14 protein-coding genes are annotated in these 15,897 nt (G+C 62.9%); 7 read left to right on the plus strand and 7 right to left on the minus strand.

The features are described from left to right. The first annotated feature begins 7 nt into the window (after positions 1–7). The 7 genes from NKH97_RS24025 (at position 8) to NKH97_RS24055 (ending at position 6,866) form a co-directional block, all read left to right on the plus strand. A complete protein-coding gene (locus NKH97_RS24025; RefSeq protein ID WP_127295456.1) occupies positions 8–802 on the plus strand; it encodes an FAD binding domain-containing protein in 795 nt (264 codons plus the stop codon). Between the two features lie 60 nt (positions 803–862). Beyond that, positions 863–1,345, plus strand: a complete 483-nt coding sequence (locus tag NKH97_RS24030; RefSeq protein WP_127295454.1) for a (2Fe-2S)-binding protein — start codon at positions 863–865, stop codon at positions 1,343–1,345. A gap of 13 nt (positions 1,346–1,358) precedes the next feature. Beyond that, positions 1,359–2,726, plus strand: a complete 1,368-nt coding sequence (locus NKH97_RS24035) for a xanthine dehydrogenase family protein molybdopterin-binding subunit (protein WP_127295452.1) — start codon at positions 1,359–1,361, stop codon at positions 2,724–2,726. A gap of 1 nt (position 2,727) precedes the next feature. Further along, positions 2,728–3,732 (plus strand): xanthine dehydrogenase family protein molybdopterin-binding subunit, encoded by a 1,005-nt coding sequence (locus tag NKH97_RS24040; protein WP_127295450.1) that lies wholly within the window; start codon positions 2,728–2,730, stop codon positions 3,730–3,732. Between the two features lie 8 nt (positions 3,733–3,740). Further along, positions 3,741–4,622, plus strand: coding sequence for an AAA family ATPase (locus NKH97_RS24045; protein ID WP_127295448.1), 882 nt, complete (start codon positions 3,741–3,743; stop codon positions 4,620–4,622). A gap of 220 nt (positions 4,623–4,842) precedes the next feature. Beyond that, complete coding sequence (locus NKH97_RS24050; RefSeq protein WP_352441172.1) at positions 4,843–5,979, plus strand: vWA domain-containing protein; 1,137 nt, start codon at positions 4,843–4,845, stop codon at positions 5,977–5,979. Then, positions 5,979–6,866 (plus strand): amidohydrolase family protein, encoded by an 888-nt coding sequence (locus NKH97_RS24055; RefSeq protein ID WP_352441173.1) that lies wholly within the window; start codon positions 5,979–5,981, stop codon positions 6,864–6,866. The genes NKH97_RS24050 and NKH97_RS24055 overlap by 1 nt, the downstream gene beginning before the upstream one ends. A 45-nt stretch (positions 6,867–6,911) precedes the next feature. Here the strand turns inward: NKH97_RS24055 and NKH97_RS24060 are convergent, their stop codons facing one another. The 7 genes from NKH97_RS24060 to NKH97_RS24090 all read right to left on the minus strand — a co-directional run bounded on the left by NKH97_RS24060 (position 6,912) and on the right by NKH97_RS24090 (position 15,644). Beyond that, positions 6,912–7,841, minus strand: coding sequence for a hypothetical protein (locus NKH97_RS24060; RefSeq protein WP_352441174.1), 930 nt, complete (start codon positions 7,839–7,841; stop codon positions 6,912–6,914). A gap of 181 nt (positions 7,842–8,022) precedes the next feature. Further along, positions 8,023–8,433, minus strand: coding sequence for a carboxymuconolactone decarboxylase family protein (locus tag NKH97_RS24065; protein WP_352441175.1), 411 nt, complete (start codon positions 8,431–8,433; stop codon positions 8,023–8,025). A gap of 384 nt (positions 8,434–8,817) precedes the next feature. Next, the gene (locus tag NKH97_RS24070) at positions 8,818–10,314 is read right to left on the minus strand and encodes a sugar ABC transporter ATP-binding protein (protein ID WP_352441176.1); all 1,497 of its coding nucleotides are present in this window, start codon (positions 10,312–10,314) and stop codon (positions 8,818–8,820) included. Then, entirely contained in the window at positions 10,314–11,369 is a 1,056-nt protein-coding gene (locus NKH97_RS24075) for an SMP-30/gluconolactonase/LRE family protein (RefSeq protein WP_352798903.1), read from the minus strand. The genes NKH97_RS24070 and NKH97_RS24075 overlap by 1 nt, the downstream gene beginning before the upstream one ends. Then, entirely contained in the window at positions 11,366–13,489 is a 2,124-nt protein-coding gene (locus tag NKH97_RS24080; protein WP_352798904.1) for an ABC transporter permease, read from the minus strand. The genes NKH97_RS24075 and NKH97_RS24080 overlap by 4 nt, the downstream gene beginning before the upstream one ends. Positions 13,490–13,566: 77 nt before the next feature. Beyond that, entirely contained in the window at positions 13,567–14,592 is a 1,026-nt protein-coding gene (locus NKH97_RS24085; protein ID WP_128303420.1) for a sugar ABC transporter substrate-binding protein, read from the minus strand. Positions 14,593–14,657: 65 nt separating this feature from the next. After that, positions 14,658–15,644, minus strand: coding sequence for an ABC transporter permease (locus NKH97_RS24090; protein ID WP_128303419.1), 987 nt, complete (start codon positions 15,642–15,644; stop codon positions 14,658–14,660). Between the last annotated feature and the right edge of the window lie 253 nt (positions 15,645–15,897).

Consider the following 15,897-nt stretch of genomic DNA (forward strand, 5'->3'; position numbering starts at 1 on the left):
CCAAACCATGGCGCTGGCACTGCAGACCTTTGCAACGGTGAAAGACGCGAACGCGGCACTGAAAGCCCAGGGCACACGCTATCTCGGCGGCGGCACGCTGGTCGTCCGCGCGGCCAATGAGGGCGATGTCTCGGTTTCCGGCCTTGTCAGGTCGACCGAGCCGTCTTTGTCCACCATCGCCGTTGCCGGTGGAAAAGCCCGTGTCGGCGCTTCGGTGACGATGGCGGCGATCGCCGGCCATCCGGAGCTCGGCACGCTCGCCAAGGCCGCCCGCGCCGTCGGTGGCCCGGCCATCCGCAACATGGCGACCGTCGGCGGCAATCTTTTTGCCCCGGCCCCCTATGGCGATTTCGCTGTTGCCCTGCTGGCGCTCGATGCCATGGTCGGCACCGATGGCGGCGAAACGCCTATCGAGACTTTTCTGGCCAATCGGGACGGCAGCCGTGCCGTCGTCACTTCCGTGAGCTTCACGCTTCCGAAGGCCGACAGTTTCCGCTTCCTGAAAGTGTCGAGGGTCAAGCCCAAGGGCGTCTCGGTGCTCAGCATAGCCGGTGCTCTGGAACTGTCGTCGGATGGCACCGTGACCTCGGCGCGGATCGCGCTCGGCTGCATGGCGGATCGGCCAATGCGCGCCAGGGCGGCGGAAAAAGCGCTGATCGGCCGAAAGCTGACCGCTGACGGCATCGCGCCGGCCTTGGCCGCGGCCGGTGATGGCACCTCGCCCATCACCGACCCGATCGCCAGCGCCTGGTATCGCGCCGAAGTCTTGCCGGTTCATCTCGGCCGGTTGCTGCTCGCATAATATTTCGTTCGGGGGCGCGCGTCTGTCCGCCGGTTCGGGCAGGCGCGCTGGGAGGAAAACATGGCAAAGGTTCCGGTTCAATTCACGCTCAACGGCTCGGAAAAGGCCGAATTCATCGACAGCGGCACGACGCTGCTTCAGGCCCTGCGCGACAAGATCGGCGACACCTCACCGAAAGGCGGCTGCCATCAAGGGACCTGCGGCGCCTGTTCGGTCATCATAGACGGCGAACTCAGGCTCTCCTGCCTGACCTTGGCCGAGACCTGCGATGGCGCCGTCATCAGCACGACATCGGGACTTTCGGAAGCTGGCGTGCTGCACCCGCTGCAGCGCGCCTTCCTCGACACGTTCGCCACGCAATGCGGCTTCTGCACGCCGGGCATGATCATGGCGGCAAAGGTGCTGCTCGACCACACACCCAACCCCAGCCGCGACGAGGTGGTCGAGGCGCTGTCGGGAAACATCTGCCGCTGCACCGGTTACGAGCCGATCATCCAGGCGGTGCTGACCGCCGCCCGCGCCAATTCGCAGAACGCGGCCTGAGGGGTCCAAAGCAATGGAACTGCGCAAGAACTACTTCACTGATATCCGCAAGGACGATCTGAACGAGATCGGCCAGCCCCGGCCGCGCTCGGATTCGCCAGGCCATGTCACCGGCAAGACCGCCTTTTTCGCCGACCGCAATTTCCCTGGCATGCTGCACCTGAAGATGGTGCGCAGCCCGCATCACCATGCCCGCATCCGCTCGATCGACACCTCGGAAGCGGAAAAGCATCCGGGCGTGGTGAAGATTCTGACCGCCAAGGACGTGCCGCACAATGTCTACACCATCCTGATCCTGATCCAGGTCGGGCCGGAGGACGAGACGGTGCTTGCCGACGGCAAGGTGCGCTGGAAGGGCGAGGCCGTGGTGGCCGTGCTGGCCGAAACCGAGCGTGCCGCGCAGGAGGCCGCAGCCAAGGTCAAGGTCGACTATGAGGTGCTGCCGGCCGTCTTCGACATGGAAGAGGCGCTGAAGCCCGGCGCGCCCCTGGTCAACGAATATCACGGCCAGAATTATTACCTCTATGACAGCGGCGAGTGCCGCAAGGTGCGCTTCGGCGATGTCGAGGCGGGCTTCGCCGGCGCCGACCACATCCTGGAGGAGAGCTACCAGTCCTCGCCGATCGAGCACGCGCCGACCGAGACCACCGGCTGCGTGGTGGCACCCGAGGGCAATGACCGCTTCACCTGCTACACCAACACGCAGGCGATGTTCTTCACGCTCGACAACACCTCGATCATCCTGCAGATGCCGGGCAGCAAACTGCATTTCGTCGGCGGCACCGTCGGCGGCGGTTTTGGCGGCAAGGTCGACGTCATCGTCGAGCCCATCGCCATCCTCGGCGCAAAATTAACAGGACGACCAGTCTGTTTTATCTACAGCCGCGAGGAGGAGATGCAGATCTCGTCGCCGCGAGCGGCCGAAAAGGTCGTCATCAAGGACGGCGTCATGAAGGACGGCCGCATCGTCGCGCGCAAGGTCACCGGCTATACCGACGCCGGCGCCTATTCGCGCCACTCGCCCTATGGCGCGCAGAAGGGCGCGGGGCACTATCCCGGCCCCTACACCATCCCAAACGTCTGGATCGACACCTACTGCGTCTACACCAACCGCACGCCCTCCTCCGCCATGCGCGGCTTCGGCGTCACCATCGGCGACTTCGCGCTGGAGGTGCAGATGGACAAACTGGCGCGGCTGATCGGCATGGATCCGCTCGAATTCCGCTTCATCAACGCCTATCGCGACGGCGACATGAAGGCGCATCGCCAGCCGACCGAGGGCGCGGCGCTGATCGAATGCATGCAGGAAGCCTCGCGCGCAGCCAACTGGCCGGTGGCGGAGAAATACATGGCCATGTCGTCTTACGTGAAGGGAGCTTGAGATGGCGATCAGGCGTGGACGCGGCGTTGCCGCGATCAACTATCCCACCGGCATGAACCTCGGCGGCGACCCGACGCAGGCGCTGGTGCATTCGACGCCGACCGGCAATTTCATGGTGACGCTTTCCAGCGTCGATCTCGGTCAGGGCATGAAGCAGATCATGGCGCAGATCTGCGCCGAGACGATCGGCGTGCCGACCGACCGTGTCGTCGTCGACACCGCCGACACCGACACCGGCCCGCACTGCATGGGCACATTCGCCTCGCGCGGCACCCACCGCGCCGGCAACGCCGTCATCCAGGCGGCAAGGGAAGCGCGCCAGGTGATGCTGGAAGTGGCCGCCGAGGAGTTGGAGGTCAACGCCTCCGACCTCGAGACCGATGGACAGGGCAACATCCTGGTCAAAGGCGCACCGCAAAAGTCGATCTCGATCTTCGATGTCGCGCTGTCGGCGCATTTCAAGCGTGGCCGCTCGATCTCCGGCCGCGGCATGTTCCTGATCCCGCGCTCCTATCCCGAGAAGGAAACCGGCGCGATGAAGCCGTCGACCTGTTATGCCCATGCCTGCACGGTGGCCGAGGTCGAGGTCGACGACGAGACCGGCGAGGTTACCGTGCTGACGGTGAAGAACGTCTTCGAGATCGGCCGCGCGCTGAACCCAAAGATGGTCGAACAGCAGCTGGTTGGCGGCTCCTGGATGGGCATCAGCCATGCGCTCTATGAGACAACCGAGCCCTATTATCCCAACCGCGACCATGGCGGCACCGACTTCAACCAGTATCTGATGCCCGGCCCCGGCGATCTCGCCGAGACCGAGATCATCGTTCTGGAGCGGCCTTCGGCGGACGGACCATACGGCGCCAAGGGGCCGGGCGAAATGTGCGCCAACCCGCAGATCCCGGCCGTCGCCAATGCCGTCTTCGACGCCGTCGGCGTGCGCATCGACACTCTGCCGATCACGCCGGAGCGCATCCTGCGCGCGCTGAAGGCGCAAACGGCGAATTGAGGGCTGGAATGACAGGGACAAGCGCCGAGACTGTCGCGACCTCGCCGGAGGCGGTGGCGCAGCACCTGGCCGCCTCGCGCTACCTTGCCGACGAGAGCCTTTCGACCGCGATCTTCCTGGCAATCCGGCTGGGCAAGCCGCTGCTGCTCGAAGGCGCGCCGGGCGTAGGCAAGACGGAGGCGGCGAAGGCGATCGCCGCGCTGCTCGGCCGTGATCTGGTGCGGCTGCAATGCTATGAAGGCATCGATGCCGCGCATGCGCTCTACGAATGGAACTACCAGCGCCAACTGCTCGCCATCCGCCATGCCGGCGAGCATGAGATCGACATCTACGACGACCGTTTCCTGATCGCCCGGCCGCTGCTGCAGGTGCTGAAGGCGCCCGAGCAGCGCGTGCTGCTGGTCGACGAGATCGACCGCTCGGACCACGAATTCGAAGCGCTGCTTTTGGAATTCCTCTCCGACTTCCAGATCAGCATTCCCGAGCGCGGCACCATCCGCGCCACGGCACAGCCGATCGTCATCCTGACCTCGAACCGCACCCGGGAACTGGCCGAAGCACTGCGCCGCCGCTGCGTATACCACTGGATCGGCTATCCCGACGCCGAGCGCGAGGCCGCCATCATCATGCTGCGCGCCGGCGATGTAGCGCAAGCCACCGCACGCGCGGTGGCGGCGGCCGTGCAGACCATTCGCGCCCGCCCGCTCGCCAAGCCGCCCGGCATTGCCGAGGCGGTCGAATGGGCCAACGCCGCGACCATCCTGGAAAAAGGCGGCAGCCCGTGGCCGGAAGCCTTCCGCCGCGCCATCGGCGTGCTGATCAAGGACGAGGAGGATCTCTCCTACATCGAGCCCGAGCTTGGCCGGATTGTCGAGGAGGCGCTGGCGTGAGCCGAGACCTCAACGGCACGTTCTCCCCGTTCATTCCGCAACGCTGGCGGGACAGCACCCCCTTCTGTCCTGCCGGACATCTCCCCCTCAAGGGGGGAGATTGGCTGTCATTCCGGCTTTCGACAATCTCCAGCGTCGCAGAACGGAGCGAAGCATCGAAGCTGCTGATCTCCCCCCTTGCGGGGGAGATGTCCGGCAGGACAGAGGGGGGCGCCACGCAATGATGCGGGAAACAAGCTTACCCCGCGCGGCAGCGCCCTTGCTCAGCTTCGGTCGGCTGCTGCGCCGCTACGGCTTCGCCATAGCGCCCGAGCAGGTCTCCAGCTTCATGCAGGCCGTGACATTGCTCGGGCCGCGCTCGATGGCAGACATCCGCGAGGCGGCGCTCGCGACGCTGGCGCCGCCGCCCGACCGCCACGACGAATTCGAAGCGCATTTCCAGAGCCACTTTTATGGCAACACATCCGCCGTGGTGGAAGGCGACGCCGACGAGGAAACCCGCATCAAGGATGATGGCGGCGCCGACGACGAACGGATCGAAGCCGAACAAACCCAAGAGGGCGGCGAGCTGTCCTCGGCACTGGAGCAGTTGAGCAGCCGCGCCTTCCAGCGTGACGATGACGGCCTTGCCGCTTTCCGCCGCAAGCTCGCATCCGCCCTGCCCGCCCGCCGTTCCTTCCGCACCGTACGCACCCACTCGCGCGGAAAGCTCGATCTGCGCCGGTCGCTCAGGGAAATCGTCAGTGCCGATGGCGACGTCCCCTCGCCGCTGCTGCGCCGCCGCCAGACCGTGCCGCGCAAGCTGCTGCTCTTGATCGACGTTTCCGGCTCGATGAAGCTGCACACCGCGGACTATCTCAAGCTGGCACATGCGGCCGTGCAAGGTGCCGACCGCGCCGAAATCTTCACCTTCGGCACGCGGCTGACCCGCGTCACCGGGGCATTGCGCATCCGCGACCGCGGCCAGGCGCTGGCGCGCGCCGCGGCCCAGGTCGACGATTGGGACGGCGGCACCCGCATGGGACCGACGCTGCTCGCCTTCCTATCGGTGCCGCGCTTCTCGTCGTTTGCACGCGGTGCCACGGTCGTGATCCTGTCCGACGCGCTGGAGCGCGGCGATCATGGCGAGTTGGAGACAGCTATGCGACGGCTGAGCGCCCGCGCTTTCCGGCTGTCGCTGGCCACACCGCTAGCCGGCGACCCGCGCTTCCGGCCGGCAACGGCTGCACTTCGTGCCATCCTGCCGGTACTGGACGACCTCGTCGACGGCTCGTCGGTGAAAAGCCTCACCGATTTCATCCTGTCGCTCGCCCGCCCTGCTTCAGCGGCGGCGACAATCTGGAAGAGGGTTTCGTGATGCAGAAAGCCATCGACGCGCATTTCCACATCTGGCGCCAAAAGGACCAGCCCTGGCTGGTCGGGCCGATGGTGCCGCGTATTTTTGGTCCCTACGAGTCGATCCGCCGCGACTATCCGATCGAGGAGTTTCTCGAAGACCACAAGGGGTCGGGCGTCGAGAAGGCCGTCTATGTCCAGACCAACTGGGCCAAGGAGGATTTCGAGAAGGAAGTCGCCTTCCTGCAGAAGACATCCGACGAAACCGGCTGGCCGCATGCCATCGTCGGCTACACCGACATGACCGTCGACGATATCAGGCCCCAGATCGATCGGCTGATGAAATACAAGCTGCTGCGCGGCGTGCGCATGCAACTGCACTGGCACGAAACGCCGGCCTTCCGTTTCGCCGCCTCGGCCGATCAGGTCATCGACCGCAAGGTGCGAGCGAATGTAGCGCGCCTGAAGGACTATGACCTGTCCTTCGATCTGCAGCTTTTCCCTGCTCAGATGAAGGACGGCCTGACGCTGGTCGGCGAAAACCCCGAAACGAATTTCATCCTCACCCACGCCGGCATGCTAACCGGCATGGAGCCGGAAACCACCGAAGCCTGGAAGACCGGCCTGCGCACGCTGTCGGCCGCACCCAATCTCTATGCCAAGCTCTCCGGCCTCGGCACCTTCGTCCACCGCAACGACCCGGCGCTGATCGCCTACATCGTCGACAACACGATCGAGATCCTGGGTGCCGACCATTTGATGTTCGGCTCGAACTTCCCGATCGAGAAGCTATGGACCAGCCACGCGGAGCTGATCAAGGCGCACCGCAATGCGGTGGCCAACCATGGCGCGGCGGCGGAGGCGGACATCTTCTGGAACACGGCGGAGAAGGTTTACCGGCCGGTGTGAAGGGGGGCTCCATCTCTCCTGACAGGGGGGTAGAAAATGATGATACTACGCAACTATGCCACTACCTCTCGGCGAGAGAATGACTTGGCTGTTGGTCAAGCTCCCCCTGCTTGGAGAAATCGCTCGAGGGCCGGAACCTTCTTGCTTCTCAAATACATCGAATAACACAGTTGTAGAATACCATTCATCTGAATAAATAGACTTATATACCACACCTGCTAGCAATACAGGTATAAGCGTGTCGTTGTTAATAGATGTAAATGAACTAATTTCCTCCTGTTCGAGTAGACAACCCCAGCGCTGTCCGAAGGGCCTACCTGGGAAAACAACGGCAGGACTAACGTTGCCGGTTTGTCGCTGAGTGACGAGGGAGTCGCGGTACTCGCTCAGTCTATTTTTGTCAGTAATATCAACAAAGCGAACTATTGTCGGCTGCATCCAGACTTCTATGGCCGGTGTTTTCCCGTAGTTCGTTGCAGCTACTGCAACCATAAACATCGCGCCGCCGTTACCAAATTGAACTCCATCGGTGAGCTCGACAGCGAGAGATAACCAAGGACGTTGTTCGATATTGGCGCTCTCGACGGCAATACGGTTAGTTTCTTTAGCTTGATCGACTGAAGCACGCGCATGATCGGCGCTATCGAAGGCTGCCCGGGTAGTCTTCCGCGCCTCATCTAAAGTAAACTTCACGAAGAAAATACCCATAGAAGTAAGAGCGATGCCGACAAGCGAAACGACAAGCATCCAAAACGCCCATCGTTCCATACCGCGTTGGGCTGCCAAGTCCTGCTCGCTGCGCTGCTCCGCGCGGAAAGCCGCTACCATCTGACCTACACACTCGGTCGGGGTAGTTCCCTGACTGTTCGCGCAGTCGTGTTCTATCCGCTGTCGAGTCAATTCGTCGGAATAGCTGGCATTGTCCTCGGCTTGGACCTGATCGCGGGCGGTATTTAGCGCGATGCTCCAGATCATGGCGACAATCAAGAATGCCAGTGTAAGGGCGAATATTGCCGTTACAATTGAATGGGATGTGCTCCGAAAGCCGCTAGACATTCAATAGAAAACACCGCCCTAAATTCACCCCAGAAAGCTTATTGCACACGCTGCTCCCCTTTCGTCAACACGAATTGCATTGAACTGGCAGTACAATCGCTCAACCCTTCACCTCAAACTGTGGATCGACCGGGATCTGCATCGCCGTCACCAGATGGTTGGTCTGCCCAGCCAATCCGATGATCGACACCAGCTCGCCATGCTGCGCATCGGTCATGCCTTTGGCGCGGGCCGCCGCCGTGTGCGAGTGGACGCAGTAAGAGCAGCCATTGGCGGTCGAGACAGCGATGTAGATCATCTCCTTTGTCAGCGGATCGATGGCGCTGTCGGCCACCATCACCACCTTCAACTGTTCCCAGATCCGCTTCAGCGAAGGAGGATCATTGGCCAGACCGCGCCAGAAATTGTTGACGAAATCGGATTTGCGCGTCGCACGGATGTCGTCGAACACGGCTTTTACGGCGGGGATCTTTTCGACCTCGGCATCGGTCAGGAGTCTTGTGGTGGCCATGGTGGTGGTCCTTTCGCTTCGATCGATGAACTGGTTCGTTGAATCAAGTTTCGAGCAAAGGCGGCTAACCAGCTTCTTTGACTCAGTTTTTGCCCGCAATAGCGTTGAAGATTAGCCGAGGCACCTAAACTTCGTCATCCACGGGCGAAGCAGGCGCGAAGCGCCGTCGCGGAGACCCTGGGATCCATTCCGTGACCTTAGCCGAAGAGTGCAGCGGAGCAGAATTCTGCACCGCAGCAGCGCCATGGAGTCCCGGCATGGATCCCTTGGGCTGCGGAGCAGCTCCAGGGGTCTGCGCCGCGTCGCTACGCTCCTTGCTTCGCCCGTGGATGACGAAGGGATGGACGTGCGCGCCAATTATCGACGTACGCACCGGCCAGAACCCTAATGCACCGCAGCGTACATGATCTTCTCCTCCGTGGCCTCGGCCGGCGAAAACTCCTCGACGATACGGCCCTGACGGCAGACCAGGATGCGGTCGGACAGGTTCATGATCTCCGGCAGGTAGGACGATATGACGACGACGGCCAGGCCCTCGTCCGCCAGCCGGTTGATGATCTGGTGGATCTCGGCGATCGCGCCGACATCGACGCCGCGTGTCGGCTCGTCGAAGATGACGATGCGCGGCTGCTGCACCAGACCCTTGCCGATCACCACCTTCTGCTGGTTGCCGCCGGACAGTTCGACCACCCGCGCATTGTCGTTGATCGCCTTGATGTTCAGCATCTTCGTCCATTCGGCTGAGAGCGCGCGCATTTCCTGCGCATTGATCACCCAGGCCTTTTCCCGGCCCGCCGCCAGCAGTCCGCCGAACAGGTTTTCGGCAATGCCCATCGTCTCGAAGATGCCTTCGCTCTTGCGGTCCTCGGTGACGTAGACGATGCCGTCCGCCACCGCTTCGCTTGGTACGAGATAGCGCACGGGCTTGTCGTCCAGCTCGATGGCGCCGCCGCGCAGGAAATCGCGCTTGTAAATGCCGGAAACGATCTTGAATGTCTCGGTGCGGCCGGAGCCGATCAGCCCGAACACGCCAGTGATCTGGCCCTCGAAGATCGAAAAGGATGTGTTGCGCACGACATTGCTCATCGAGATGTCCTGCACCGACAGCACCTTCCGGCCCGCCTTGCGCAGCTTTGCCTCGTCACGCTGGCGGTAGATCTGCCCCGACAAAGTGCGCCCGACCATAGCGGCGACGATCCGGTCGCGGTCGAAGGCTGACGTGTCGTCGGTGATGACAAGCTCGCCGTCGCGCAGAATGGTGATGCGGTCGGCAATATCAAGCGCTTCTTCCAATGCATGGCTGATGAAGACGATCGACACGCCGCTCGCCTTCAGCCGGCGGATCAACGCGAAGAAGTGCCGCTTTTCTTCCGGCGTCAGCGTCGCCGTCGGCTCGTCGAAGATGATGATCTCGGCATTGTGGTGCACCGCGCGCGCGATCTCCACCATCTGCCGCTTGGCAGCACCCAGCGTCGCCACCATCGCGTTCGGGTCGACGGGAAAGTTCAGCGATTGCAGGAATTGCTGCGCCGAAATGTAGGTGCCGCGCAGCCGGTTGAGGAACTTTTCGGTGCCGAGATAAAGGTTCTGCGCCACCGTCATCGACGGCACCAGGCTCGTCTCCTGGAACACCATCGCGATGCCGGCTTCAAGCGCTGCGTGCGGCGAGGCGTAGGCGATCTCTTGTCCCTTGTGGAACATCTTGCCTGAAGTGGCGTCGACCACCCCAGCGATGATCTTGGTCAGCGTCGATTTTCCCGCGCCATTTTCGCCGAGCAGCGCATGGATCTCACCCTTGCGCAGGTCGAAGCTGACATTCTTCACCGCGGGCACGCCGCGATAGTTCTTGGTGACATTCTCCAGACGGACGATCGGTTCCATCAGAAACCTCCCGTGGCGACGGAAAGGATGCAGTCGCCCCCTTTGGAGGCGACGAACAGAAGGCCGTCTTTTTCCGCAACACTGCAGATGCCGTGGCGCGTGCCGTTGGCGCGGCTGTGCAGGCTGAATTGCGGCTGCATCTTCTGGTCGAGCCTGACCACCAGCCCGTAGGAGCGGCTCGGCGACCATGGCTTGTGGATGCCCATGGTGCGGATGCCGCCGCATTGCAGCGGCTCGAGGAAACTGCGGCTGGACGCCAGCGCCGGCGCGATCCAGTAGGCCGGCGGCACCTGGTCGAGCATGTCCTGCCGGTAGTGCGTCTCCTGCAGAACAAATTCGATCAGTCGGTTGCGCGGCGCAAACAGCGTCAGCCAGGCGCCGCCACCGGCGGAGGACGACAGCCGTGCCGGATAGCCCGGCAGATGCGTCAGCACCGTCGAGCGGTTACCAGTCGCGCCGTCGAAACGGATGAGCTGGTGACGCCAGCTTTCGCTGACCAGCACATCCCTGCCTGCAGGATGCAGCCCATAGGGAAAGGCAATGTCACCGGCGACCTTGCGGAAATCACCGCCTGCTGCGTCTCGCTTCCAGAGCGAACCGGAAGCCCCCTTGTTCATCAGATCGGCGGCCCATTGCGATGGAGCATGCTCGACCGAGCCGTTGGCCAGCCACAGCGTGCCGTCATCCGCGTAGGCAAGCGCGGTTATGCAGCGGATCTCGGCCGGCAGCGAAACCTCCTTGCCTGATATCAGCAGCTTGCCGCTTTCCAGCCCCACCGTCAGTTCGCCCGATGGCGACAGCGCCAGCGCCAGCGCCGTGACCGGAGACGGAAAGGTTTCGACAACCCTGGGCTCGGTTCCGGCAGCAATCGAATAGATTGCGTTGCCGCTGGAGGCCAGCAGCCTGCCATCGGCAACCAGCAGATTGTCCGGCTCGGTCAGCTCAGTAAAAGCCGGCGCGTCATCCAGCAATGTGTTGGGTCGGAAAGCGCCATCGAGCGGCGGGATGGTCACCGCCTTGCCGCGAAACAGGTCCAGCACAGGATCGAGGATCATGGCTTTGTTCCCCAATAGGAAGCGGGGCTGGTCCAGTTCGGGTCTGCGCCTGAAATCTTGTAGCGGCCGATGCGGTTGTTGAGGATGCCGCCGACGAACAGATATCCCTTGTGCTCGCGCATCGAGGTGACCATCGGGTGCGCGCCGCCGGTGAGATCGCCCATCGCCTCGACGATGCCGCCCTTTTCGTTGAATTTCACCACGCCGCCGGTGTTGATGTTGGGGAACAGCCATTCGTCCTGCGGCAGCCGGCGCGTCATGCGCTTGCGCATGTCGGGATGGCGCAGCGACAGGTCGAAACTCGGCGTGCGCATGCCGAGCCACGCCATCCAGTAATTGCCGTCGGAGGCGCGGTTGATGTTGTCGGGATAGCCCGGCATGTCACGGATGACGCATTCGGCGGTGCCGGCCTTCGGCCCTTCCAGCCAGTAGCGATGCACGCGGCAGGCCCAGCTTTCGGCGAAGAACAGCGACTTGCCGTCATGCGCCATGCACACACCATTGGTGTAGCGGTAGCCGTCGAGCAACGTCTTCGTCGAACCATCCTTCGGATCGTAGACCAGCAGCCTGCCAGTGGCGCGGTTCTCGATCGAATCCAGCGCCCAGTCATGGGCGTCGTAGCGCTTGGTCGAGTCGGTGAAATAGATGCGGCCATCGGGTGCGATGTCGCAGTCGTTGGGGTCACGCAGCCGCGCATCGTCGACGATCGAGGTCCACGAGCGCGACGTTTCGGCCGACAGGCGTTTGACCTCCCGATCCGGCGAGACTGAGTAGAGCCCCATGGCGCCGACGCAGCTGATCAGATTGCCCGATTTGTCGAAGGCGAGGCCGAGCGGAAAGCCGCCGATATGGGCAAACACCTCCGATTTGACATAATCCGGCGCGAAAAAGCGGACGATCTCGCCATGACGCGTGCCGCAATAGAGATTGTCGTCGCGGTCGAGGATGACGTCTTCCGGCCCTTCCAGTTCGCCAAGCCCGATATGGTCGGCTGCCGACAGCCTGTTATCAAGCTGGTAGGGCGTGCCCGAGCCGGGTGCGGCCGACTGCGTTTCGCCCATTCTGAGATAGACAGGCGCGACATAGACCTCGTTGAGCACCTTGTGGCGGTTCTTCAGCCAGCGAATGTCAATGGTCACCGCCACCGCCAGCATGATGCCCAGCACCATCTGGTTGGTGCCGGTGCCGTAGCCCAGCCGGATCAGGCCGTTGGTCATGGTCAGCACGATGATGGCGCCCATCAGGCCCTTGATCACCGAGCCGCGCCCGCCGCCGAGGCTGACGCCGCCGACCACCGCCGCCGTCAGCGCCATGATCTCGAGGTTGAGGCCGGTGCCCGGCCCTGCCCCGCTCAACCGGCAGGCGATCAAAAAACCGCCGATCGAGGCGCAGAAGCCTGAAAAAACGTAGGTCATGAACACCGTGCGGCGCACGCGGATGCCGGCATTGTGCGCCGAGCGCCTGGAACCGCCGACCGCCAGCACATGCCAGCCCGGCCGTGAACGGGTCAGCGCGATATGGGTGACGATGGCCAGGATGATCGCCAGCCACACCGAGACGGACAGCCCCCAGAACGTGCTGTCGCCGATGAAATCGAGCACATCCGATGTCGCGGTCGAAAGCTGCACGTCGGCGGCATAGGTGGTGACCAGGATATCAAACAGCGCCCGCCCGAAGATGAAGGTGACCAGCGTGGTCAGAAAGGCGCGCAACCTGAGATAACCGACGAGATAGCCGTTGATGGCGCCAAAGATGAGACCGGTGGCCAGCGACGCAGCCAGCGCCAGCCAGATCGACTGTTCGAGGATGAAGAAGACATAGACGGCGGAAAAGCAGGACAGCGCGAAGATCGAGCCGACCGACAGGTCGATGCCGCCACCCAGCATCACCACCGTCATGCCGGTGACGACCATCGAGAACTCGCCGAGCTGGCGGGTCGATTCCTGCAGCGCTGTCAGCTTGAAGAAGCCCGGAATGATCGAGCCGAAGGTTGCCAGCGTCGCCACCAGCGCCAGGAACGGAATGGCGTTGTCGGTCCAGCGTTTGGTCAGTATCTCGCCGACGACATGGTCGGGCACGAGATTGTACCGCCAGGACTGGAGGCGTTCGCGAAAGGACATCGGCAGCTGCTATTCCATGAGAAAGAGGTGGCCGGGCAATCCGGCCACCTCGTTGATCGGTGTTGGCAAGGATCGGCTTATTTCGCAGCCGCTTGCGCCTGCAGCGCCTTCAGGTCCCAGCAGCTGTCGGGCTTCAGGTCGGCCTTGGTCGTCGCCTTTTCCAGCGTGTAGATGTAGGTGTGCGAGGTGCCGGCCGGCTGGCCGCTCTGCAGCAGGAACTTGATGATCGCGTTCATGTCGCCCGACTGGCGAGCAAGATCGGTCATCACCACGGCGCCATAGGTGCCGTCCTGCAGCTTGTCGCAATCGGCCGCCTTCTCGCCACCGCCCGTGGTGACCAGGAACACCTTGCCGTCGAGCTTGGCGTCGCGGATCGCGGCGGCCGCGCCGGTGGCGTCACCATCCCAGAAATCGATGATGGCGCAGATGTCCGGGTTCTGCTGCAGCATCGTCGTCGTCACGTTGCGCGAGGTCGTCGCGTCCCAGTTGGAGTCGGGCTTGGCCACCACCTTGAAGTCGGGGTTCTTTTCCAGCACCTTCATGATGCCGGCATACTGGTAAAGGCTGGAGGAGTTGGCCTGGTCACCCTGCACAAGGCCGATCTTCTTCGAGGAGTTCGGGCCGCAGCCCTTGATCGCCGCTTCGGCCTCGAGCTGGCCAAGCCGGTCCCAGTCACTGCCGATAAAGGCGTCGGCCGGGAAGTTGGCGGGATTGTCGACCAGGATGACGTAGGTGCCGGCGGCCTGCGCCTTCTTCATCAGCTTGGAATAGGAGTTGAGGTCCGGCGCATGGATGATCAGCACATCCGGCCTGGTGTCCGACGAGATGGCGTCGGTGATCGCCTGCGCGCCGGCGTCGACGACCCAGTTCGGATCGCGCGTCTCGAACACGCCGCCCCACGCCTCGACTTCGGTCTTCAGATAATGCGCCCAGCCCTGCGCCAGGTCGAAGCCCATCGCCAGCGGCACCAGCATGACGCGCTTGCCTTTGAGCGCCTGTGCGTAAGCCGCCGGGCCGGGATCGTCGGCGGCGAAGGTGGGCGCCACGAATGCGGTGACGGCAAGCGCCGTGGCAGCTGCCATGAGTGTTCTGATCAGTTTCATGTCACATCCTCTGGTTTGGTTTTGTTATCAGCGGCCGGCCCCAACCGTCCGCTGCAGTTCAGGTACTAAATGTCACCCTGCTGGGCGGTCTGCTCGTCACGTGGATTGATGATGCCGTCGACGATGATGGCGCCGAGCAGGATCGCTGCCTTGATCAGGTTCTGGTAGAGCAGCGGAATGTCGATGATGGTCATGGCGTTGAGCAGGATGCCGATCAGTGCCGCACCGACCAGCACGTTGCGCACCCCGCCGCGCCCGCCGGACAGGCCGATGCCGCCGATCACCGCCACCAGCACGATATCGTAGAGCAGCGTTGAGTTGACGACCCGGGTGTTGATCGAATGCAGGCTCGCCGCCGTCAGCAGGCCGGCGACCAGTGCGACCAGGGCGGAGAGCACATAGCGCAGCACCAGCATCGGCCGCACCGGAATGCCGATGTTGCGGGCGGCGACCGGATTGTCGCCGGCGAAATAGATGTAGCGTCCCCATTTGGTGTAGCGCAGGAACAGGAAGAACAGGAATGCCAGGCCGGCGAAGACGAACACCTCGATGGGAACATCGAGGAAGCGCAGGCCGCCGAGCAGCTCGACCCAATGGCCCTGCGGCACCGGCACGGCATCCTGCGTGATCAGTTGCGAGCGCACATAGCCGAAGACGAAGGAGCCTGTCGCCAGCGTCACGAAGATCGCCGGCACGTCGGCATAGGCGACGAGAAAGCCATTGAGCAGGCCGATGGCCAGCACACCGGCCAGCACATAGGCGAAGGCCAGCCCGTCCGGCGTCCCCGAATTCAGAAGTTGCAGATACCAGGCGACAGACATCGCCATGATCGCGACGGCGGAGAGGTCGATGCCGCGGCCGATGATGACGACAGCCATGCCAAGGGCCAGAATGCCGAGCACCGACACCGAGCGGACAATGGCGACAAGGTTGTTGGGGTCGATGAAGCCCGGCAGGCCGATGGCCGCTGCAACGAACAGCACCACCGCGATGGCAAAGACAATGCCTTCCTGATTCAGGCTCCTGAAATTCGGCCAGCCGATCGTGTTCATGTCTGCGTTTGCCCCGATGGCAGCGCTGCCATCCCTAGGAAGAAAGCTAATCGGCTCAGCGCCGGTTCGTCAAATGAATCCGCGCTCGAACCCGGATGGCAGCGGATATTCAGCGAGTGGATGCATCAATTGCCCAAGCTGGCGCAATGCGTGGAAAACTCTGGTTTTTTGGCAATTGGTTGCGCCATTGCGGCCACTCGCGAAAGCGCGGCACCAAGGCGAAAGGACAAGACGGAATTTATCTCCACATCAG

This window comes from Mesorhizobium sp. M0870 (assembly GCF_040319775.1).
In the GTDB taxonomy this organism is placed as follows: domain Bacteria; phylum Pseudomonadota; class Alphaproteobacteria; order Rhizobiales; family Rhizobiaceae; genus Mesorhizobium.

Bases quoted from the DNA above. Each gene is read 5' to 3' on its own strand.
- NKH97_RS24025 (WP_127295456.1), top strand. From the start codon at position 8: ATGGCGCTGGCACTGCAGACCTTTGCAACGGTGAAAGACGCGAACGCG.
- NKH97_RS24030 (WP_127295454.1), top strand. From the start codon at position 863: ATGGCAAAGGTTCCGGTTCAATTCACGCTCAACGGCTCGGAAAAGGCC.
- NKH97_RS24035 (WP_127295452.1), top strand. From the start codon at position 1,359: ATGGAACTGCGCAAGAACTACTTCACTGATATCCGCAAGGACGATCTG.
- NKH97_RS24040 (WP_127295450.1), top strand. From the start codon at position 2,728: ATGGCGATCAGGCGTGGACGCGGCGTTGCCGCGATCAACTATCCCACC.
- NKH97_RS24045 (WP_127295448.1), top strand. From the start codon at position 3,741: ATGACAGGGACAAGCGCCGAGACTGTCGCGACCTCGCCGGAGGCGGTG.
- NKH97_RS24050 (WP_352441172.1), top strand. From the start codon at position 4,843: ATGATGCGGGAAACAAGCTTACCCCGCGCGGCAGCGCCCTTGCTCAGC.
- NKH97_RS24055 (WP_352441173.1), top strand. From the start codon at position 5,979: ATGCAGAAAGCCATCGACGCGCATTTCCACATCTGGCGCCAAAAGGAC.
- NKH97_RS24060 (WP_352441174.1), bottom strand. From the start codon at position 7,841: ATGATCTGGAGCATCGCGCTAAATACCGCCCGCGATCAGGTCCAAGCC.
- NKH97_RS24065 (WP_352441175.1), bottom strand. From the start codon at position 8,433: ATGGCCACCACAAGACTCCTGACCGATGCCGAGGTCGAAAAGATCCCC.
- NKH97_RS24070 (WP_352441176.1), bottom strand. From the start codon at position 10,314: ATGGAACCGATCGTCCGTCTGGAGAATGTCACCAAGAACTATCGCGGC.
- NKH97_RS24075 (WP_352798903.1), bottom strand. From the start codon at position 11,369: ATGATCCTCGATCCTGTGCTGGACCTGTTTCGCGGCAAGGCGGTGACC.
- NKH97_RS24080 (WP_352798904.1), bottom strand. From the start codon at position 13,489: ATGTCCTTTCGCGAACGCCTCCAGTCCTGGCGGTACAATCTCGTGCCC.
- NKH97_RS24085 (WP_128303420.1), bottom strand. From the start codon at position 14,592: ATGAAACTGATCAGAACACTCATGGCAGCTGCCACGGCGCTTGCCGTC.
- NKH97_RS24090 (WP_128303419.1), bottom strand. From the start codon at position 15,644: ATGAACACGATCGGCTGGCCGAATTTCAGGAGCCTGAATCAGGAAGGC.